Genomic DNA, 21791 nt, shown 5'->3' with positions numbered 1-21791 from the left:
CCCCCTTATTAAGGGGGGGAGAAAGTCTAAAATTCAACTGGGAATTCACACTCACAATGACTCTGGAGTTGCGGTTGCTAATGCTTTAGCTGCGGTGCAGGAAGGCGTCACGATGGTGCAGGGAACTATTAACGGTTACGGCGAACGCTGCGGTAATGCCGATTTGTGTTCTTTGATTCCTAATTTTCAGCTTAAATTGGGTTATAATTGCATTCAAGACGAGCAATTAGTTAAATTAACTCAAGCTAGTCGATCGATTAGCGAAATTGTCAACCTTGCTCCCGATGACCGCGCTCCTTTTGTCGGTCTTTCGGCTTTTGCTCACAAGGGCGGAATTCACGTATCGGCGGTTGAGAAAAATCCCTTAACTTACGAACACCTGGAACCGGAAAAAATCGGCAATATACGGCGAATTGTGATTTCGGATCAAGCAGGTTTGAGCAATGTTTTGGCGAAGGCCCGCACTTTTGGAATTGAACTCGATCGCAAAAATCCTGCTTGTCGCCAAATTCTGGAAAAATTAAAAGCTTTGGAAAGTCAAGGATATCAATTTGAAGGCGCTGAGGCGAGTTTTGAATTGTTGATGCGGGAGGCTTTGGAACAGCGCCAGCGGTGGTTTGAAATTAAGGGATTTCAAGTGCACTGCGATAAGGTTGGCGAAGATTGTACGGCTTTAGCAACTGTCAAATTGTCAGTCAACGGTACAAATATTCTGGAATGTGCGGAAGGAAACGGCCCGGTTTCCGCTTTGGATTCAGCTTTGCGGAAAGCTTTGGTGAATTTTTATCCGGCGATTGCACATTTTTATCTGACAGATTACAAAGTACGAATTCTAGACTCTGGTGCGGGTACTTCTGCTAAAACGCGCGTTTTATTGGAATCGAGCAACCGCCAGCAGCGGTGGACAACTGTAGGGGTTTCTACGAATATTTTGGATGCTTCTTGTCAGGCCGTTGTTGAAGGTTTGGAGTACGGTTTGGTGCTGGACAATCAAGAGGCGATTCCCCTAGTTTGTCGGGTTCATTAACTAAGAAGATTGGGCGGTGAGATAAAATACCGGGCGGTTTCTAACCGCCGCTTTATCTACTACAATTTTGTTTAAGGATGCAAAAACTCTAAATGATCTCCGGGAACAGATCGCAATCTAGCCGCCGATCCTTGCACTTTCAACCTGCCGCGTTCTAACATGATAATCCAATCGGCGCGATCGATCACTCGCGGCCTGTGACTGATAAAAATCGTGGTTTTCCCGTGCCGGTACATCAGCAAATTTTCCAAAACTTCCGCCTCGCTGGCGGGATCTAGCCCTGCGGTAGATTCGTCTAAAATCAATACGGGCGGGTTGTTGAGAATGGCGCGGGCGATCGCCAATCTCTGTCTTTGTCCCCCAGAAATATTCGCTCCAAACTCCCCTAAAACAGTTTGATACTTATCAGGTAATTGGCTGATAAATTCGTCAGCCCCCGCAAGTTTACACACTTTCACAATCTGTTCAAAGCTGACATCTGGACTCCCCAAACGAAAATTATCTATAATCGAACGGCTCCAAAAATGCGCTTCTTGAGGAACTAAAACCACCTGCTGTCTGAGACTGTCGAGAGACAAATCTTGCAAATTGTAACCGCCAATTCTCACATTACCAGATTGCAGCGGATACAAACCAGCAATTACCTTAGCAAGCGTACTTTTTCCGCAGCCAGAATAGCCGATTAAAGCAATTGCTTGACCCCCAGGAAACGTCACAGAAAAATTTTCCAGCAAGTCAAGTCTACCGGGATAGTGAAAATTCACATTCTTGCAAACAATCTCATCGCGACCTTGAATTGTGACCGCAGGTTTATTACTATCATTCTTAGTTTCCGGCGCAGCATCAATCACTTCTGAAAGCCGTTGAGTTGCTGTCTGAACGCGAGTCATTTCATCAGTAAATCCGACCAAAGAATTCACCCAAGTAGTGACGTTTTGATTCATGCTGATAAACGCCAGCAACTGACCGATACTCAATACCTTGTCAATCACCAAACCGCTGCCCAACCACAGCAAAGTAATGCCACCAGCAGAAGCAATAAAACCCGAAAAAATATTATTGAGGATGCCAATTTGTGTAGTGCGGAAAGTGAGATTTGCTAAGCGACCAAAGCGACTTTGAAATTCTTCCCAAAGTTGCTGGGCGCTGCTAGTAGTTTTTACAGTCAGCGCGCCTTTAAACGTTTCGACTAAAACGCCTTGAGTTTCTGCTTCCAGCACAAATAAATTCCGCGTCTTTTGCTGCAATACTGGCAGAAATACTACTGTAGATGCAGTCATTAATAGAGCGATAACTGTTGCAGCCAACGTTAGTTGCGGGCTGTAAAACAACATAAAAATAAAAGAAACTACCGCTATAAAAAATTGACTGGGCAAGCTGATAGCTACTTGAGAAACTAATTTATTTATTTCTTGGATATCTTGTAATCTACTGACGATTTCGCCGCTGCGTCTGGTTTCGTAAAAGCTCAAAGGCAAGCGCAGAAATTTGCGCCCAAACTCCATCACCAATCCTAACTCTAAACGCTGGGAAAATTGAGCAATTAAGTTTGACTCAACCAATCCTAAACTGCTGCTAAAAAAATTCATAATTATAACTGCGATCGCCACACTTGCCAAAAGTTGCGTGTCGCCCCGCACCAGGATATCGTCGGTGAGCAGTTGAACTAAAAAAGGTGACGAAATCGACAGCAAACCCAACACTACATTCATCAACAATGCTTCGATTAAAATGTGGCGGTAAATCCCAACCCGGCGCATCCATTTTTGTAAGGAATTGGCGGGCGGTTGACCGTCTGCTTCTGCAAAAAACCGCTCTGGATCTGGGTCTACTAGCAAGCACAGCCAATCTGTCCAACCCGCTGCTAATTCTTCTTTAGAAACATAGCGCAGACCAATGGCGGGATCTGCGATCGCATATTTGTTGCCCTGTTTTCCGTACAAAACAACCCAATGATACCCGCTCCAGTGAATAATGGCCGGCAAAGGTGCTTCATCAATTTTGTCTAAAATAGCAGCGGCTGCTCGCACAGATCGAGCATTAAGACCGATCGCCTCAGCCCCCTGTTTCAAACCCAGTAAAGTCGTCCCCTTTTGACCGGTACCGGCAAATTCTCGCAAGCGGCTAATTGTAAAATTCTGTCCGTAAAATTTGGCGATAGAAGCCAAACAAGCCGCCCCGCAATCTTCTTCACTTTGCTGGAGAACAACCTGATATTTCTTAAACTTGTTTACTTGTCCGAATAATGGCATTTTGCCGATAAAAGGAATATTTTTTAACATTTTGCCAATTGAATAATGAGTAGAGCATAATGAACACTACTCCTCACCCACTACCCAATCAGCAAAAAGCACCCATAAAGTTATGGGTGCTTTTCAATCAAGAGTTAGAGAGCTGAATTCACAGCCCTAATACCAATTTCATAAAGTAGCGTTAGATATTACCCCCCCCAACCCCCCCGCGATTTCGGGGGGGCTAAGAGTTCATCCATAGCACATATGAAAGAAAAATGGTATAAACTTTAGTAGTAGCCGTAGCGGACTACTCTTCTGAAGGAACCGTCGCAATTCCGGCGGTACACTACCCAACTGCGGCGGCGTCCGCGGTTACAGTCGTAGCGATTATTGGCATAATAGTAACCGCCGTTGACGCTAGCTGATTCTTCAGGGGTGAGTTCAGCAAACAGTGAATTTTCCTTAATTTCTTGCATGATTTGACTCCTTTCAAGGTTAAAAGTTTTTAACAGAAACTAGAAATTATTTAAAATTTCTACAGCCTCGCTCAAATAAAGCACCATGAAATTATGGGTGCTTTCTCGATCGACAGTTAGAGAGCTGAATTCACAGCCCTAAACTTTATGAGTAGCCGTAGCGGACTACTCTTCTGTAAGAACCGTCGCAATTCCGGCGGTAAACTACCCAACTGCGGCGGCGTCCACGATCGCAGTCGTTGTAGTTATTATTAGCATAATAGTAACCGCCGTTGACGCTAGCTGATTCTTCAGGGGTGAGTTCAGCAAACAGTGAATTTTCCTTAGTGTCTTTCATGATTTGACTCCTTTTAATTTGACAAGATGGAACGAGAACTATAAGTTTTATAAGTTTTATATAGCCTCGTGTAATTACTAACTAATAGTTCTTTAAGTGCTGTGCGAGTTCCGGAATGTTACTGAGATATTTTCCAAATTTCTTTCGATCGCGCTACCAGACTCACCTATCTAGACTATTAGGGTTTTGTAAGGGCGCGATCGGTTCGGATCGTACAGATACAACTGGTTCGGCTGCGGCATGAAAAACAGCATATTGAGGTCATTGCTGCTGTTTGCGCTCCCGCTATTGCTGTTATTACTGCTGACACCGCTGGTAGGGCTGCCACCGCTGACAGTAGCAGATTCTCGTTCGGTGAGCTCGGTAAAGAATGAATTTTGTTGATTTTCCGGCATGAGGAACTCCTATTAATACCTATGTACTTACTTACGTACATCTCCCCAAAAAACCGGGTAACAGCGCCAAACATCATTAATGCAATGTCCTAGTTTCATGAATGTTGCCCGCTTTGTCCACCATTCTTGGTGTTTGGGGAAATTTGCGGGTGGGGACAGCAAAGCTGTGCGGATTTTGACCTTGACCCCGTGAATTTTGATTTATATAGTCATGGACGCACTCCTTGTCAGACACCGGGTTTTTTGAGGAAAATCTTTGGTTGCAGCCCGCAGACTCGATCGAAAACCCAGTTTCTTCGGGCTTGATTGGTAAGCCGTATTAGACTTCTCAACCTATCCTTGGTATCCGGAAAACGGAAAATAAATATGACAAAAATAATAAACGATCGCTCTCTTCCTTTTCATTTTACTATTTGAAATGAGAGATGAAAACATTGAAAATAACTTATTTTATAAGGGTTTAGAGCTTGTATACAGTTGCATTGTTTTTTAGAACTGGTATCAAAACTCAAAACTATCCTCCTCCCCCCCAACTCAAAACTCAAAGCTCAAAGCTCAAAATTATTCCTCTCACCCCAGCACCCACCATGTCTCTCACTCCCGAACCCACACCCGCTGAAACCTTTAATAACGACCAGTTTTTGCCCCCTGTCAGCCGTTGGACAAGTTTGGGGGGAATTTTGATGGTGGCCACCTTTGGCGGGGCGATCGCCCTGGCTAGTGTCACCAAATACAGCGCCACAGTCAAAGCAGAGGCGATCGTCCGTCCCGCCGGAGAAGTGCGCGTCGTGGAAGCCGCCACCGAAGGAACCGTCGAAAGCATTGCTGTCAGCGAAAATCAGACAGTGAAAGCCGGAGATACGATCGCAGTTGTAGACGGTTCGCGTTTGGGAACTCAAAACAAGCAATTCCAAGACATTATTAATCAGTCTCAAGCAGCAGCACAGCAAATCAACCAGCAACTGCGCGACTTAGAAAATCAAATTTTGGCCAGCGCCCGACTTAAAAGCACCCAAAGCGGAAGTTCCGCCGAACAGGAATTAGTGGAATCCGCTTTAGTCAAAATCGCCGCATCGCTGCCGGATGTTGCCGAGAAACTGGGTAGAAGTCGGCGGGTTTTGCTCGTCAAGCGATCGACCATCCAACAACAATTGACTCAAGCTAAAAAACAGCTAAATCAAGTTGAGTCACAACTCAAAAATAGTGTGATCCGCGCTCCCGCTGATGGTACAATTCTCAAATTGGAAGTACAAAATACCGGTCAAACCGTACAAGCCGGCAGCGCGATCGCCCAAATCGTCCCCAGCGACGTACCCCTGGTAGTCAAAGCCAAAGTCACATCCCAAGACATCGCCCGCATCCAAATCGGTCAACCCGTACAGATCAGAATTTCCGCTTTACCCTTCCCCGACTACGGCACATTGAAAGGAACAGTCAGCGAAATTGCCCCAGATGCGATCGCCCCTCAAAATCCCGCCAATAATTCAGGTGGATCTTATTACGAAGTAGCAATTAAGCCAGAACAAACCTATTTAACAAAACTCCAATCCACGAGCGGTCAATTCTTCGGAAATTCCCAGGCAAATGTCCCCCGTCAGTATTCAATTCAATCGGGAATGGAGGGCAGAGCCGATATTATTACGGGCCAAGAAACAGTCCTCACATTTATTTTACGTAAAGCAAGGTTGCTGACAGATTTATGATTAGTCATTTGTTAGTTGTGAGTTGTTAGTTGTTAGTTGTTAGTTGCTAATTGTTACTTGTTAATTGTTAGTTGTTAGTTGCTAATTGTTAATTGTTACTTGTTAGTTGTCAGCAGTCAACAGTCAGCAGTCAACAGTCAGCAGTCAGCAGTCAACAGTCAGCAGTCAGCAGTCAACAGTCAACAGTCAGAAAATTACAAGAGCGAAAATTGAAATAACGTGTCAAAATAGAAATGTGAAATCAATTCTATTCTTTCCTCATGGGTAAACAGCGCGTTCTTTCAGGAGTTCAGCCAACAGGCAATCTTCACCTAGGCAATTATCTCGGTGCCATTCGCAACTGGGTAGAAAATCAAAGTCAGTACGAAAACTACTTTTGCGTAGTCGATTTGCACGCAATCACCGCACCGCACAATCCAGCAACCCTAGCCTCCGACACTTACGCCATCGCCGCCCTTTATTTAGCTTGCGGCATCGATTTAGAACATTCTACTATTTTCGTGCAATCCCACGTCTCGGCGCACACAGAACTAGCATGGCTGCTAAACTGCATTACGCCGATTAACTGGCTCGAAGATATGATTCAGTTTAAAGAAAAAGCAATTAAACAAGGCGAAAATGTCAACGCAGGCTTGCTAAATTATCCCGTATTGATGGCAGCAGACATCTTGCTTTACGATGCCGACAAAGTACCAGTAGGAGAAGACCAAAAACAGCATTTGGAACTCACCCGCGATCTAGTCATCAGATTAAATCACCAATTCGGCACACCAGAAAAACCCGTATTAAAACTTCCCGAACCGTTAATTAGGGCAGACGGCGCGAGAGTAATGAGTTTGACAGACGGTACGCGCAAAATGTCAAAATCCGATCCTTCCGAACAAAGTCGAATTAACTTATTAGATTCGCCAGAAACCATTACTAAAAAAATCAAGCGCTGCAAAACAGATGCCGTGCGGGGCTTAACTTTTGACGACTCCGAACGCCCCGAAGCTAGAAATCTGCTAACACTTTATCTCCTGCTTTCAGGCAAATCGAAGGAAGAAGTTGCAGCGGAATGTGAAAACATGGGTTGGGGAGAATTTAAACCATTGTTGACAGAGACCACAATTAATGCCCTCAAACCAATTCAAGATAAATACAAGGAAATAATGGACGAACGGGGATATTTAGACTCTGTACTGCGTCGCGGAAAAGAACAAGCAGAAACCATTGCCAACCAAACTCTAACTAAGGTTAAAAAAGCTTTCGGTTATTCTCTACCTCTTTAATCACTGGAAATTGGAAATTGGAAATTGGTAGTCGGTAATTGGTAATCGGTAATTGGTAATTTTATCGAATCATTAATTACTTATTCCTAACATTCGTTAAATCCCGGAGATTGCTAGTTGCTGAACTTCCCTCTTCCTTCTTCCCTCTTCCCTCTTCCTTCTTCCTTCTTCCTTCTTCCTTCTTCCTTCACATATAACTATGAACCGTTTTCGCACAGCCTGCACCACCCCCGGAGAATTTATAATTACCGCTGAAGTAGCCCCGCCAAAAGGTGGCGACATCACTCACACAATACAAATGGCTGAACTTCTAAAAAACAGAGTTCACGCTATTAATATCACAGACGGCAGCCGCGCAGTGCTGCGAATGTGCCCGCTAGCAGTTTCCGCGATTCTATTGCAGCACGGCATTGAGCCGATTTGTCAAGTTGCTTGTCGCGATCGCAATCAAATAGGTTTGCAAGCCGATCTCATGGGAGCCCACGCTTTAGGCATCCACAATATCTTGGCACTCACCGGCGATCCAGTCAAAGCCGGCGACCATCCAAAAGCCAAAAGTGTATTCGATTTAGAATCAGTGCGGCTGCTGCAAGTCATTCAAAAAATGAACGGCGGCAAAGACTGGAATGACAAAGCTTTAACAGACGGAATTACCGATTTATTTGTCGGTGCCGCTGTCGATCCGCAATCCCCCAGTTGGTCTGGTTTGCAAAGTCGATTCGAGAAAAAAGTAGAAGCCGGAGCACAGTTTTTTCAGAGCCAATTAATTACCGATTTTGAAGTTTTTGATAAGTTTATGCACCACATTGCTGCTGGCTCCAACAAACCAATTTTAGCAGGAATCTTTTTGTTTAAATCAGCTAAAAATGCTGAATTTATCAAAAAATACGTGCCGGGAGTTCACATCCCGCAAGAGACGATCGATCGTTTGGCAAAATCCCCAGCACCTTTGCAGGAAGGCATAAAAATTGCGGCCGAACAAGTCAAGCTAGCTCGGCAATTGTGTCAAGGAGTTCACCTGATGGCAGTGAAGCGAGAAGATTTGATTCCTCAAATTTTGGATTTGGCGGGAATCGAGCCGCTGAGTTAACATTGAATTATTGCTAACATTTTAAATCCAGAGGACAGTCATGGTTCAAACTATAGACAATCCCACAGTTTCTCCCACAGCCGAGCAGCATTTCACTTGGCGCGGTTTGAATTGGCAGCAGTTTAAAGCAATTCAATCCAGCTTTGAAAATGTGCCAGGAGTGCGGTTATTTTATTGTCAAGGAGTTTTAGAAATTGTGGGTACTGGAAGATTACACGAAGAGATTCGGTGTCTGCTTGCCTTGCTAATGGGACAGTTTTTTATACAAAGAAGAATTGTATTTTTCCCCAGCGGTGCTTACAGCCAGATTGTTGAGGGTCAAGTCGAGTATCAGGCAGATTTATCTTATTGTATCGGGAATAAAAAAGATGTTCCCGATCTGTGTATTGAGGTAGTTGTTACTAGCGGTAGTCCGATTAAACTTCAGAAGTATCGGCTGATGGGTGTGCCGGAAGTCTGGTTTTGGGAAGACGGCACGCTAAAGATTTACCATTTGCCAGAACAGGGTTATGAGCAAATTACAAACAGCGAATTGCTGCCTGAGTTAGACTTGTCTTTGCTCAAACGCTGCATTTTGTTTGCTTCACCTTTAGATGCACTGGAAGAGTTTGGTAGAGGTATTAGTAGCAATGACTAATTCAGATTTACTCGATCGCGATAATATCAAAATAGTAGAGTCGCAAATTTCTGAAGTTACAGTTTATACCGATCGCGCCCTGATAACCCGCCGCGGCACAGTAGCCCTGACGGGAAACGAGCGCGAATTGACGATCGCCTCTCTCCCCACAACCCTCGAAACAGAGTCAGTCAGGGCCACCGGTGCGGGTACAGTCGCCGTGCGATTGCTGGGAGTACGCACCGAAACAGTGTTTAGCAGCGAACCTACGGGCGATCGCACCGCCGAATTAACCGCACAAATCCAAGAATTAGAAACCCAAAAACGCGCCATACAAGACCAAATCGCCTCGCGTAAAATTCAACTCAACTTTGTCGAGAATTTGAGCGCAAAAAGCGTCGGTTCCTTTGCCAGCGGCATCGCCAAACAGCAGATTGGTTTGAACGAAACCGGGGAATTACTCAATTTTTTAGGCAGTAATTATAAAAAGTACATAAGTGCGATCGGGCAACACGAAAGACAGCAGCGCGAATTAGACAAGCAAATAGAAGCCTTACGCCAACAGTTGCGCCAACTACAAACTCCCCATTCCCAACAAAGTTTTAGCATCATTGTTGCGATCGAACCCAGCGGCAGCGGCAATTTTGAACTCGAAATTTCCTATGTAGTAACCCAAGCCCGTTGGACTCCCCTTTACGACTTGCGAGTCAACACTGCCAACAACCAAATCAATCTCAACTACCTAGCCGAAGTCAATCAAAACACAGGCGAAGATTGGACGGGAGTAGCACTGACTTTATCCACAGCAAAACCCGGATTGGGAACTTTGCCACCAAAAATAGAACCCTGGTTTATCGATATTTTTCAACCAAAACCTGCTAAAAACGCAGAGATGGTAACACGAAGGCGACAGTTTGCTGAACCAGAGATGGCTTTGGCAATGATGGCTTCTAGCGCTCCTGCCGCACCCGAACCCATAGCAGCTCAAACCGCCACAGCAACAGTATCTAAAGCAGGTGGCACAGTCACCTTTCAAGTAGGAGGAAATACCAATATTCCCAGCGACGGCACGCCGCACAAAGTCACTGTTTTCAGCGAAAATTATCCTTCCCAATCTCAACACATCGCCGTTCCGCGTTTAGTCAGTTTTGCTTATTTGCAAGTAATTGTAACCAATCCGATCGCAGGTGTAACTCTCCTGCCCGGTCAAGCAAATATCTTTCGCGACAACACTTTTGTAGGTACTTTACAGTTAGATAATATTTCCCCCGGTGAAGAATTTAAGCTTAATTTAGGAATAGATGAAGGACTAAAAATCGATCGCGAATTAGTAGAAAGACAAGTAGATAAAAAGCTTATCGGCCAGCAGCGGCGCACGAGTTACGCTTATCGGTTAAATGTGACAAACTTGCAGCAGGTGCAGGTACACCTGACACTAAAAGAGCAATTGCCAGTCAGCCGCAACGAACAAATAAAAGTGCGGTTGAGTGTCACCAATCCGAAGATAGTAGCAGGCGAAATGGGAATGTTGGAATGGATAATGTCTCTACCGCCTCAAGCCAAACAAGAGTTAGATTACCAGTTTGTTGTCGAACATCCTCCCGATTTAACAGTCGTGGGTTTAGATATTTAATTAGGATTTACACTCTTAATTTGTAGCCATAGCTACAGCTTATTTCTATTTTAGTCAACCCTATTTTCATCCTGTAAAAAATGCAGGATATCCACCATCTACGGTAGCGTCAGGGGACGGAAAATATTAAACTGTTATTGTCAAAAAATTGACGGTGTTACCATGAAAAGAACAAACTAGGATTAATTACAACTGGCGAACAGTCCTGTATAACGGTATAATTCCCCCTTCCTCGAAAAACGCCCCGATTTTTCAACAATTTGTACTCCAGCCATCGCGCCCCTGTTGTTTAGCATCGTACAAAGCTTTGTCTGCATAGGCTACCAGTGTATCTGGTTGAACTTCCAGCCTTGGTATGAGTGAGGAAATACCCAAACTAACTGTGACGATTTCCTTCACGTCAGACTCTGCATGAGGAATCGCCAGATTGTAAATTTCTTGCTGAATGTTTTGTGCCACCTTAATCCCTCCTTCTAAATCCGTATTCGGGAGGAGTGTCACAAATTCTTCGCCACCGTAACGCGCTGCTAAATCGGTGGGACGACGGACTACTTTTTGTAATGTTTGCCCTATTCTAATTAAGCAATCATCGCCAGCCAGATGACCATAGTAGTCGTTGTAGGATTTGAATTTATCAACGTCCAATAAAATCAGAGAAAGTGGCTGATTTTCTCGCGCTAGGCGTTGCCATTCACTTTGAAGGCGATTGTTGAAACAGCGACGGTTAGCCACCTGAGTCAAACCATCTAGATTGGCCAGTTCTTCTAATTTTTGATTGGCATCTTGCAATGCCAATTCAATTTTTTTGCGGGCGGTAATATTACGGATAGTAACGGAAAAACCATCTCCTAGCTTGACTGCTACGAAGTGAAACCAGCAATATTTTCCTGATTCATAGTAAAAATCCTGTTCTAAAGATTCCCCCGTCTCGACAATATTAACGAAGCGATCAAATAATTCTAGATCGATATTACTAAAAAAGTTTTTGAGTGCCAATTTGCCAATCATCTCTTCACGACTGCATTTAAAAGCTCTAGCAATCACGGGGTTGACGACTAAACACTCAAAATCCTCAATCTCCCCTGTTTCGGTATTACGAACAGCCTGCATTGCGGCAATACCATCAAGGGAACTATTCAAAACACTAGCAAGTAAAGCCCTCGATTGATAAAGTACCTCTTCTGTTTCTCGGCGCTTAATATTTTCTTTTTCCAGAAGCTGTTGCTGGCGTTGAATGGTTAACTGATTTTCCAGACGCGCGACGACTTCTTCGATTTGAAATGGTTTGGTAATGTAGTCTATCGCCCCTAACTCAAAGGCGGTTACTTTGTCGAAGACATCATCTAAAGCACTAATGAAAATCACTGGAATGTGGCTAAATTCTGAATCAGATTTGAGAATTCTACAGACTTGATAACCATCCATTTCGGGCATCTTAATATCTAAAAGTATTACATCTGGTCGCTTTACATTTACGGTTTTTAGTGCCATCCGCCCGCTGGTGACGCTGCGAACAGTGTAGCCGAGTTTGAGGAGTGCATTTCTTAGTAATTGTAGATTTTCTAGAATATCGTCTACAATTAAAATATTACCTTTTTTTTCGATACCAGAATTAAGATTCATTACTTATCAGAGGTTCTACTAAATCAAGAATCTTCTCAAATTTAAATTGAATAGCAAATTCTGTCAGGGATTTTATTAAACGAGTTTTTGTTTTGGGAATTTCTTCTACTACTTGTAACACGAGGTTGGTATTTGCCTCAAGTGCCGCTGCGTATAGTTGACTAATCCATTCTGGCGGCATACAGGTTAAGTCTTCCGATGTCAATGGTTTTTTTTCTGTATCATCCAAGGCTAGAGATATTTTGTTTGCATAGATATATTTGACACCCAAATGCTTAGTTAGTGCATCAAAAATACTTTGTTCAACAAAGGGTTTGCGAAGGAAGTCATCACAACCGGCTGAAAGCACGATCGCCCTTTCTTCTTCCAAAACACTCGCTGTTAATGCGATTATAGCCGTAGCATTGCCTTTGGTGGTAGATTTGATGTATTTTGTCGCTTCGTAGCCATCCATCACTGGCATCCTCATGTCCATCCAGATGAGGTGGGGTTCCCATTTATCCCAAATTGCGATCGCCTCTTTTCCGTTACTAGCTTCTTTCACCTCAAATCCCAAGGGACTGAGCAACTTAATTAGTAATTGTCGATTAATGTATTTATCATCGACTGTGAGAATTTTGTAGCTAGGTTGACCGGGAGCAAGTGCTAGCACCCTGGGATATTCTCCTGTAATCTTGCTGTTGGTTTTTTCGCCCAATTTTACCTGAATATAGAATGAGAAAGTTGTACCTTTTCCTAATTCACTTTTTACCGAAATATCTCCCCCCATCAATTGCACAAATTTTCGGCTGATTGCTAAACCTAAACCCGTTCCTTCCTGCATTTCTTTTCCGGCTTGCGCTTGACTAAAAGCATCAAATAGTTTGGGCAGTTCTGCGGCTGCAATACCTACCCCAGTATCGCGCACCCGAAAATGAATCTGAAAAACATCTGTGGTTTCTTCTTCTCCCTGAAAGACATTCAGAGTCACGTTCCCCTCTGAGGTGAATTTGATAGCATTGCTGAGTAAATTAATTAAAACCTGACGCAGTTTTAGTTCATCGGTACATATATAGCGGGCGACATTTTCGGTGCGCTGAAAACTCATCTTCAATCCAGCATTAGTTGCACGCAAATGCAGCATATCTTCTAAATCATTTAGCAATATATGTAGGTCAAATTCTGTAGGATTAAGGGTGGTTTTACCTGCTTCGATTTTCGATAAATCGAGAATATTATTAATTAGTGTTAATAGATAATCACCACTGCGATAGATGATTACGGCATTTTCAAGTTGATCTGGGGGAATATTTGTGGCGCGTACCATCAATTGCGAAAAGCCGAGAATAGCATTGAGTGGCGATCGCAATTCGTGGCTCATATTGGCAATAAATGTACTTTTAGCTTGATTAGCGGCTTCTGCTTTCACTGCCAACTCTCGGGAAATCTTCTCACTTTCCTGCAAAGCCATAGTACGCTGAATCACTCTTTCTTCTAATTCCGCATTAGCTTGTTGTAATTTCAAAGCCGCTTGACGATTTTCCGAAACAATCGCAGATGTCACCATCGTCGTAAGGGAAAGTACCCCCACAAATAAAAGTAGTAACAAAAGGGAATTACGAGCCAATGCCGCCTTATAAAAAATACCAATTTTATAAGCCGTAGTGATAAAAGCCATACTACAAATGGCGGTGACTAAAATAGTAGTAACTTTCTGACTAAAACGAAAAACAGACCATAAGAGAGGGGGTAAAAGTAAATATTCTACAGGTTGACTCTCAAATAAGGAAAATTTAATGACTATTCCCAAAAGAATAGCAATAATCAGAAATTCTCCACTAAGCCAAGACTGCGGGGCATAAAATTTCTGTTTTTTTAAACAACAAATTAATAAAAAAGGGGTAAAAAGTAAGATGCCTATACTATCACCAATCCACCAACCAGTGAAAGTTTTTATAAAGTCAGACAGGGGGACAAGTTTCTGATAAGTGAATGAACAAGTCCCGATCAAAGCGTTGGGTAAACTAACTCCTAAAAAACTAACGGCGATAAAAATTACTACATGATTGACTTCATTAAAAGGAAATTTTGTGCGAGTTAACCGTCGAATCACAAATACTGCCAATAAATTCCAAATCGTTACACTAATAGTATTGAAAACATTACTCCATAATAAGCTTGGGGATATCGGCCACATGATTAAGGTCGCAATAAATTGACCCATAAAGATACCTAACCAACGAGAATAACCCCACTCCAATAAAGTGGCGAACATCCATCCTGTTCCGGGCCAAACGGGTGAAAGATATGGTGGAATAATCGTAATACTGGATATTTTATGATTATTCGTGAGCAGCCAACAAATCAAAGGATAAACAATGGAAATAATCAGAACTTGAAGCCACCAGTGGGGATTTTTTATTTCTAAGCCGAGATTATTTAAGAGGTTAAAAAAATGTTTTTTTGCGCTCATTTTTTAGGTATTAACTTGCTTCACAAAAACTGTCAACTATCAATTAGGAACCATTAAAGGTTCTATCAAATCAAGAATTTGCTCAGATTGAAATTGACGTGTTAATTGAGTCAGGCTTTTGATTGAAAATAGTTAAGTTTCAGGAATTTATTGAATAACTTTCATCACCTTTTATGTGTTGGCTTCTAACACAACTTCAGATCAGCTTATCATCCATTCATGGCGCTGTAAAACGCAACTATGTAAACGACTGTCAACTATCAAAATACCAAAAAATCAGCACTAGGAGAGGCTGTTTACATACAGTTATATCGTTCAGTTTAAGCCCGCCGACCTACTTACTTTAAATGTTTCTGATGTTAATTCTGCTTGCGTTAGACGATCGCCATTATGAGATTGCATTTCCTCATAAATATATTTTACCCCTATCAGCATCAGCTTACAACAAAGCAAGATTTTTGAATCCCAGCAAGTGCAAGGCAATTTCAATCGCACTCAAAGAGGCGATCGCACAACTGGGAATCCCATACTTAGCTTGCAAAAATTTACCGATAATTTGTAAACTGCAAAGCCATCGGATAATCTTCTTGCTTCAAGCGTTGAATTACCAACTGCAAATCATCTTTATCCTTGGCAGAAACGCGCACTGCATCACCTTGAATTGAGCCTTGAATCTTTTTAAACTCATCTCGAATTAATTTAGTGATTTTTTTGGCAATTTCCTGGTCAATCCCTTTTTTTAGTTTGATTTCTTGACGGACGCGGCTGCCGCTAGCCGGATCAATTTTGCCGTAATCAAAAATTTTCAGAGATAAATTCCGCTTGGCAGCTTTTGTTTGCAAAACAGTGTGAATTGCATCGAGAGTAAATTCGCTGTCGGTGTTGACAACTATCGATTCTGCGCCCAATTCGACGGTGGTTTTGGTATCTTTCAAGTCGTAGCGGCTTTGAATTTCCCGCACTGTTTGGTCAACAGCGTTAACTACTTCTTGCCGATCGAAATCGCTGACAATATCAAAGGAATAACTAGCAGCCATAAATTAATATTTGGTAATGGGCATTGGGCCTTGGGCATTGGGCCTTGGGCATTGTTAGCTGTTGACTGTTGACTGTTGACTGTTGACTGTTGAGTGTTGACTGTTAACTACTGCCAACTAGCAACTGCCAACTAGCAACTAGCAACTGCCAACAGTCAACTAGCAACTAGCAACTGCCAACTGACTACTGACTAATGACTAATGACTAATGACTAATGACTGCTGACTATTAATTAACAGCCATCAAACTGAAATAGAATAAAGTAACTGTGCAGGAAGAACTAATCGCAAACATGAGCGATCGCCCCAGAGGCACATTCAGAATATAGAAAACGGAAAATAACAAGCGGGCGATCGTAAAAGCGATCGCAGCCAAACCCGCCGCCTCCGAATCTACCCCCGTCACAAAAGCCATCAAAGCCGCCGCCGAAAACAGCATAAACGTCTCAAACGAATTTTGGTGGGCCCAAGTTGCCCGCTGAGCGTAATCCGGCAACCTCTCAAACATAGCGCGCGGCGCTGCTTGGTCGTAGCCTAGCTGCAAGCGGGCGAGGGCAACCACCAAAAACGGTGCATAAACCAGCGCCGCTGCAGCAGCAATACAATCAAGCAGAATAACCGACACAGGCAATCCCAACAGCATCATCCGCCTCGCATTTCAATCAAAATAGAACAGAGTAACCACCTTGCGCTGTTCTTCCGCGTCTTGGCAAGTTTTCAGCAAAGTGTGGCTTTCGTGAAAAGCAAAACAGATCAGTTGCTGACAGCGAGAAATGATCTCCTGATTGCACATAGCGCTAGCTTCCGGGAGAGACAAACTGTCATTTTTGGGATTTTCTACCAAATGTATGACTTGTTCGAGCTGATCGCGGGACTCCCGCGGCTGGCGGCTCATACTTTGTGGCAAAATCACCGTCAGCAGATTAGGATCTGCCTGCATTGCCCCCCGAATCGCGGCAGAATTAGTGCCTGTAGCGCCTGATGTGATGAGCTGATTGCCTCCCAGAACTAAGGCGTAGCTCAGCATCTCAATTAGCTGCTGGTGGGTAATAGGAACGTGACGAGAACCCAAAAGAGCAATCCGCTTGGAGCTGGTTTGCTGGATCGCCGCAAGTTCTTGTAAAAAATCATCAACTCTGGGTAGCTCAATTGATTGACTCAAAGAATTTATTAAATTAAATAAAACTACGTTGTGGATTTTAGCAGACTCCCCAGCAATTGCCGCCAAAAACCAGTTAAAAATTGCACATTTACAAGATTTGACTGGGGGATGGCGAGATTTGAGGGAGCCATAAGGCATTGGGCAGCCGTAGCTGAAGGTAGAATTCCTGAAAAATTGAGAATTTAAGAATTTTCCATTTTTATTTTTTAATTCAAAAAAAAATTCTGCCTTCTTACACTCCGGCGGCCTGCTTAATGGACTTTCGCTCCCAAACCCAAGGATGCGATCGTGCTGTCCCAGTCAAAGTGTTCTGCCATTAGCTGAGTAACGCATTCCACCTTGATCCGTTCGTGCAGGCGCACGCTGCCAAAGGTGCTGTCGATAATTTCTACCGTGGTTAGGGTATCCAAATCTACAGACAAAACTGGAATTTCCATTTCTTCTGCTCTGCCGATTACCAGGGGAGAAGGAGGCAAGTGGCCTGTGAGAATTAAGCACTGAGTTGAGCTTTCCAGGGCCGCGAGTTGAATGTCGGTGCGATCGCCCCCGGTGACTACCGCCATATTTCTCGCTTTGCGGAAATACTTCATCGCCGAGCTAACATTCATCGCGCCAATTGTCAAGGTTTCCACCATCAAATCCAAACGGTCTGGACGGCAGAGCACTTCGGCTTTCAATTGGTGCACCAATTCTTTGACGCTGACACTCCGCAGCAAAGCGCTTCTCGGCAGCATTCCCAAAACTGGAATACCCGCAGCCTCCAAGAAAGGCCGCACTGTCGTCGCGATCGATTCGAGTTTGTCCGAGGGCACGTCGTTGAGGACAACGCCAGCCAAGCGCGAACCTAAACGCCGTTTAGCCGACAGCAAATCGTCTATATAAAGATCGATCGGGCGCGTCACCAACAGCACAGAGGCATCAACCGCCTCAGCTACTTGAGGCAAAGACAAGTCAAACAGACTGCCTTCCTCCAAATTAGCCGGGCCTTCTAACAGTACCAAGTCTGCCTTGGGGCCTTGCAAATATTGCGCCAGAGAGAGCCGGTAGTCAGTCTTGTCTTCTCCCCGCAAACGCTTGTGAACCGTCTCCTCGTCCAAAGACAGCAGTGTTGAGGGCATCTGACTTTCTGAGAGTTTCAGCGTCTCCACCGCGAACCGCACGTCTTCCTCCTCGGTTCCAGCTCCCTCCGAGCTGAAACAGGTTCCCAGAGGCTTGCCGTAGGCGACGGAGAGTCCTTTTGCCGGGAGTGCGAGTGCCATCCCTAGGGCGATCGCGGACTTACCGCTGTAAGCTTTTGTCGAACCGATCAGTAAATATTTAGTCAATTTGGGTACGCCTTCTCTCCTCAATTTGCACCTGTCTATTTTAATAAATTTAATTTTTTCAACAGTATTTTTCCACTGCGACGGAATTTCGCAATTCGATTATACTCGATTTGGTCACTTTTGGTCAGATTATTTTTTTTAATTAAATTTGTTATTCATGCGTTCGCAACCCTTTTGTCCGCATTCTTTGACATCCTGAGTTTTTCAAACCAGTTTTTTCAGAGAGCCGTTCTCAACAGAGTTGCGTCAAGGGCGATCGATAGCTTTCTTACCTGTTTGCCCCCGGATTTTTTTCGATTAACATTACAGCAACGTTTCGCCCTAATTCACGGCTAAAATCTGTATTGTTTTCAGCCTTTTTGGGGCTTTTTAAGTCAATTAACAACCCTAAAATGCCGATCATTTAAAATGAATTACTAACCTTCAATTAAATTAATTGTAGTTGTTTTAAATAATATAAGGAGAGACATATTTATTGCCGATAATTTTCTGGAGAACCGTTTTTGTAAAAACTAAAGATTGCCAGATTTGTTGCGGAAATTAGACATTATTACTGACCGCAATCAAATCAAAAATACATCAATTTGCTGGTGGGCGGGCTGGTATTTCGGTAGCCAAAATGCGGGCGACAAGTGAGCGATCGGACTTTTTGGGCTGTAGGTTGAGTTTCTTTGGCTGAGGCTACTGCGTTAGATTCTCAGCAAGCGACGGGCAAAAGTCAAAGGAAATCGGACGATCGCGATCGCACCCCCTAGCACTACAAAAGAGGTGATGGAGAACAATGCAAGAACTCATATCAATTCCGGTTGCACTCATACATGACTGTTGACTGTTGACTGTTGACTGCTGACTGCTGACTGCTGACTGTTGACTGTTGACTGTTGACTGTTAAGTTAAGAGGGCCCGCCCGCACCATCCACCGCCCCTACTGACTGTTGACTCTATTTTATTATTCCGATGCAACCGGAAACGATATCAGTTCTATTGAGCATCAATAATAGAACTGGCGCACCGATCGTGTAATGTCGCCGTCAGTGGTAGCATTACACGATCGGTGCGCCAGTTATAGCGCCATTCAATTGCAGGCTTTCGGGAGTGCCGGCGCGGGGAAAGTTAATCATCCATTCGCATCAGCTTGCGGTAAAACGTTTTAGAAAAATCGACGTTAGTACGAGTCCGCTGAAAAGTCAAAAGTACCTCAATTAAACAAGTGACAAATTCAGAGCTTTGCATCGTTACTTCGTAGCTGAGTTCAGCATTGCCGTCAAACAACACCCGACAGCGGGTCAAATCGATCGGCAGCGACGAAATATTCCAACTAGCGACAAACGGCACGTCCTCGCCGCCGTCAACTTTTCGGGCCCCCTCCAAGCTTTTGAGCTTGTAGAGACCGATAGCGTGCGGCAAAAACTTGCGCCGGGGCTCCTGACAGAAAGGAGCGTACACTTTCACTTCTTTGTCGTCGGCTGGCTTCAGTTGAGGAAGAGACATATTTCCACATCCTGATAATTACTACTAGCAGATTAGTTGAGCTGCTCTGCAAAAACTAGCAGATATTCTAGGCTAAGCGCAAGCAAAAGCCAGTCAATTTTAGATTTTAGATTTACTTGCAGCGCCCTTAATCAGCAGGCTCGAACAGGGGTTGAAAATTTGGGACAGCGAAAAACTCCTGTACGTGGCACGACAGTATCCGTTTTTGGGTCGGTCAAACCAGCAGCGGGTTTTCCTGCAAGCGTGCCAGCGTCTGCTTTCGACAAAAGCCCAGAAACTGATACAGTAAATACTTATCTATAAAATCAAAAACTATTGGTTGTTTAATCAAGTAACCTATGCAGGAGAGTTCTTGGCCAGAAAACGACGCTCGCACCGAGCTTAACTTGGAAATCCCTGATTTAGCTAGAGAAGAGCTCAATAGTTTGACCTCGAACTCGAAGGCAAGCAAAATATTTGCCATACCAGACATGGGGGACAGGGTGTTTGACGCGGAAACTTCATCAGAGAGCCCCGTGGCGGTGTCTGTGCCTGGTTCTCCGTCTTTTCCTCAAAATCTTTACCGGGGAAGGCGAGCAAAAGCTGCGGTAGTGCTGACTGCGGTTTGGGGAGGGACGATCGCCCTGCACTTGATTTCCTGGGGTGCGTGGGTAGTGTGGGGGTTGACGGGGCTGCTGTGGATGCAAGCGCTGCGAGTTTTGTTTGCCGGGCCCAAACCCGCACTCCCTCCTCTTTCAGATGAAAGTCGAGAAGATTGGCCTTATGTCTCGCTGCTGGTGGCGGCGAAAAATGAGGAAGCGGTGATTGCCCGATTGGTAGAATCAATCTGCAATTTAGATTATCCGATCGACCGTTACGAACTTTGGGCGATCGACGATCGCAGCAGCGACGGTACACCGCTGGTATTGGAACAGCTAACCAAAAAATACCCGCAACTTAAAGTATTTCGCAGAGGAGCCAATGCCAGCGGCGGCAAGTCGGGAGCCCTAAATCAAGTCTTGCCGCTGACTCGCGGCGAATTTGTGGGAATATTTGATGCCGACGCGACGGTAACGCCGGATTTGCTGCGCCGGGTGCTGCCGGTTTTCGATCGAGAACAAGTAGGGGCGGTGCAAGTCAGAAAAGCCATCGCCAATGCTGCGGTGAATGTGTGGACTCGCGGCCAAGAAGCAGAAATGGCTCTCGACAGTTTTTTCCAGCAGCAACGGACTGCGATCGGCGGCATTGGAGAATTGCGCGGTAACGGCCAATTCATGCGCCGCACCGCCTTAGAAAGCTGCGGCGGCTGGAACGAGGAAACGATTACCGACGATCTAGATTTGACCGTAAGGCTGCACCTAGACCAGTGGGACATTGAATTTTTGCCTTTCCCAGCCGTGTTAGAAGAAGGAGTCACCAACGCTAGGGCTCTGTGGCACCAGCGCAATCGCTGGGCAGAAGGAGGCTATCAGCGCTATCTTGACTACTGGCAGCTCATTTTGCAAAACCGCATGGGAATCGGGAAAACTTGGGATTTATTTGGATTTTGGGTATCCCAATATTTCTTGCCCACAGTAGCGCTACCCGACTTTTTGATGTCAATTGCGCTGCGCCGGATGCCTCTAGCCAGTCCCATAACTTTTATGACCCTTACCTTGTCGCTGGTGGGAATGTTTGTCGGTTTGCGCCGCACTCGCAAAGAGACGAAATTTGAGGTGAAAAGAGTTTTTGTCACCTTGCTGCAAACGCTACGGGGTACTGTGTATATGTTGCACTGGCTGCTGGTGGGGAGTGTGACGGCTCGGATTGCGGTGCGTCCCAAGCGGCTAAAATGGGTCAAAACCGTCCATCAAGGGGCTGCTAAGTAAATCCATTTAATAGGGCCTAAAAGCATCGGGCATAGGGCATAGGGCATGGGGCCTGTCTCTTATACGCATCTG

At 44.5% G+C, this 21791-nt stretch carries 20 protein-coding genes; 8 read left to right on the top strand and 12 right to left on the bottom strand.

The features are described 5' to 3' along the window. The coding region (cimA, locus tag AACV78_RS04730; RefSeq protein ID WP_194074381.1) for a citramalate synthase at positions 1 to 1027 on the top strand (1027 nt) is incomplete at its 5' end. A 71-nt stretch (positions 1028 to 1098) separates the two neighbouring features. On the opposite strand, the gene AACV78_RS04725 is transcribed toward cimA, so the two are convergent. The 4 genes from AACV78_RS04725 to AACV78_RS04710 all read right to left on the bottom strand — a co-directional run bounded on the left by AACV78_RS04725 (position 1099) and on the right by AACV78_RS04710 (position 4469). Beyond that, positions 1099 to 3309, bottom strand: a complete 2211-nt coding sequence (locus AACV78_RS04725; protein ID WP_228042607.1) for a peptidase domain-containing ABC transporter — start codon at positions 3307 to 3309, stop codon at positions 1099 to 1101. Between the two features lie 239 nt (positions 3310 to 3548). Beyond that, entirely contained in the window at positions 3549 to 3737 is a 189-nt protein-coding gene (locus AACV78_RS04720) for a hypothetical protein (protein WP_194011594.1), read from the bottom strand. Positions 3738 to 3882: 145 nt separating this feature from the next. Next, a complete protein-coding gene (locus AACV78_RS04715; protein ID WP_194011595.1) occupies positions 3883 to 4074 on the bottom strand; it encodes a hypothetical protein in 192 nt (63 codons plus the stop codon). 170 nt (positions 4075 to 4244) lie between these two features. Continuing rightward, on the bottom strand, positions 4245 to 4469 hold the full coding sequence (locus AACV78_RS04710; protein ID WP_194011596.1) for a secretion protein HlyD: 225 nt from the start codon (positions 4467 to 4469) through the stop codon (positions 4245 to 4247). 467 nt (positions 4470 to 4936) lie between these two features. On the opposite strand from AACV78_RS04710, the gene AACV78_RS04705 reads away from it, so the two are divergent. The 3 genes from AACV78_RS04705 (at position 4937) to trpS (ending at position 7443) form a co-directional block, all read left to right on the top strand. Then, the gene (locus AACV78_RS04705) at positions 4937 to 6172 is read left to right on the top strand and encodes an HlyD family secretion protein (RefSeq protein WP_228042606.1); all 1236 of its coding nucleotides are present in this window, start codon (positions 4937 to 4939) and stop codon (positions 6170 to 6172) included. A gap of 78 nt (positions 6173 to 6250) precedes the next feature. Further along, positions 6251 to 6385, top strand: a complete 135-nt coding sequence (locus tag AACV78_RS04700) for a hypothetical protein (protein ID WP_255513003.1) — start codon at positions 6251 to 6253, stop codon at positions 6383 to 6385. Between the two features lie 47 nt (positions 6386 to 6432). Beyond that, positions 6433 to 7443 carry a tryptophan--tRNA ligase gene (gene trpS, locus AACV78_RS04695; protein WP_194011597.1) on the top strand — a complete coding sequence of 337 codons (1011 nt, stop codon included), beginning with the start codon at positions 6433 to 6435 and terminating at the stop codon, positions 7441 to 7443. 96 nt (positions 7444 to 7539) lie between these two features. Here trpS and AACV78_RS04690 read toward each other — a convergent pair whose 3' ends face one another. Beyond that, positions 7540 to 7725 carry a hypothetical protein gene (locus tag AACV78_RS04690; protein WP_194011611.1) on the bottom strand — a complete coding sequence of 62 codons (186 nt, stop codon included), beginning with the start codon at positions 7723 to 7725 and terminating at the stop codon, positions 7540 to 7542. On the opposite strand from AACV78_RS04690, the gene AACV78_RS04685 reads away from it, so the two are divergent. From AACV78_RS04685 to AACV78_RS04675, 3 genes are read left to right on the top strand one after another with little or no spacing between them, the layout of a single operon-like run. Further along, positions 7643 to 8533, top strand: a complete 891-nt coding sequence (locus AACV78_RS04685; protein WP_194011598.1) for a methylenetetrahydrofolate reductase — start codon at positions 7643 to 7645, stop codon at positions 8531 to 8533. The two genes, AACV78_RS04690 and AACV78_RS04685, sit on opposite strands and share 83 nt — an antisense overlap. 40 nt (positions 8534 to 8573) lie before the next feature. Beyond that, complete coding sequence (locus AACV78_RS04680) at positions 8574 to 9170, top strand: Uma2 family endonuclease (RefSeq protein ID WP_194011599.1); 597 nt, start codon at positions 8574 to 8576, stop codon at positions 9168 to 9170. After that, a complete protein-coding gene (locus tag AACV78_RS04675; protein WP_194011600.1) occupies positions 9163 to 10782 on the top strand; it encodes a mucoidy inhibitor MuiA family protein in 1620 nt (539 codons plus the stop codon). The genes AACV78_RS04680 and AACV78_RS04675 overlap by 8 nt, the downstream gene beginning before the upstream one ends. Positions 10783 to 11034: 252 nt before the next feature. Here AACV78_RS04675 and AACV78_RS04670 read toward each other — a convergent pair whose 3' ends face one another. The 7 genes from AACV78_RS04670 to ebsA form a co-directional block, all read right to left on the bottom strand. Continuing rightward, the gene (locus AACV78_RS04670) at positions 11035 to 12405 is read right to left on the bottom strand and encodes a diguanylate cyclase domain-containing protein (RefSeq protein WP_194011601.1); all 1371 of its coding nucleotides are present in this window, start codon (positions 12403 to 12405) and stop codon (positions 11035 to 11037) included. Continuing rightward, positions 12395 to 14857 carry an ATP-binding protein gene (locus AACV78_RS04665; protein WP_194011602.1) on the bottom strand — a complete coding sequence of 821 codons (2463 nt, stop codon included), beginning with the start codon at positions 14855 to 14857 and terminating at the stop codon, positions 12395 to 12397. Before AACV78_RS04665 ends, AACV78_RS04670 begins: the two co-directional genes overlap by 11 nt. A gap of 545 nt (positions 14858 to 15402) precedes the next feature. Beyond that, positions 15403 to 15894 (bottom strand): YajQ family cyclic di-GMP-binding protein, encoded by a 492-nt coding sequence (locus AACV78_RS04660; RefSeq protein WP_194011603.1) that lies wholly within the window; start codon positions 15892 to 15894, stop codon positions 15403 to 15405. A gap of 229 nt (positions 15895 to 16123) precedes the next feature. After that, the gene (locus AACV78_RS04655) at positions 16124 to 16537 is read right to left on the bottom strand and encodes an MAPEG family protein (protein WP_194011609.1); all 414 of its coding nucleotides are present in this window, start codon (positions 16535 to 16537) and stop codon (positions 16124 to 16126) included. A 15-nt stretch (positions 16538 to 16552) separates the two neighbouring features. Next, the gene (locus AACV78_RS04650; protein ID WP_194011610.1) at positions 16553 to 17056 is read right to left on the bottom strand and encodes a DNA recombination-mediator protein A; all 504 of its coding nucleotides are present in this window, start codon (positions 17054 to 17056) and stop codon (positions 16553 to 16555) included. Between the two features lie 251 nt (positions 17057 to 17307). Continuing rightward, entirely contained in the window at positions 17308 to 18405 is a 1098-nt protein-coding gene (locus AACV78_RS04645) for a phosphotransacetylase family protein (protein ID WP_194011604.1), read from the bottom strand. Positions 18406 to 19494: 1089 nt separating this feature from the next. Next, complete coding sequence (gene ebsA / locus AACV78_RS04640; RefSeq protein WP_194011605.1) at positions 19495 to 19872, bottom strand: type IV pilus biogenesis protein EbsA; 378 nt, start codon at positions 19870 to 19872, stop codon at positions 19495 to 19497. A 338-nt stretch (positions 19873 to 20210) separates the two neighbouring features. On the opposite strand from ebsA, the gene AACV78_RS04635 reads away from it, so the two are divergent. Further along, entirely contained in the window at positions 20211 to 21719 is a 1509-nt protein-coding gene (locus tag AACV78_RS04635; RefSeq protein WP_194011606.1) for a glycosyltransferase family 2 protein, read from the top strand. Positions 21720 to 21791: the final 72 nt, after the last annotated feature.

It is taken from the genome of Tychonema sp. LEGE 07196, assembly GCF_963890365.1.
Classification (GTDB): Bacteria; Cyanobacteriota; Cyanobacteriia; order Cyanobacteriales; family Microcoleaceae; genus Microcoleus.
This window is presented reverse-complemented; position numbering and strand designations above follow the sequence as displayed.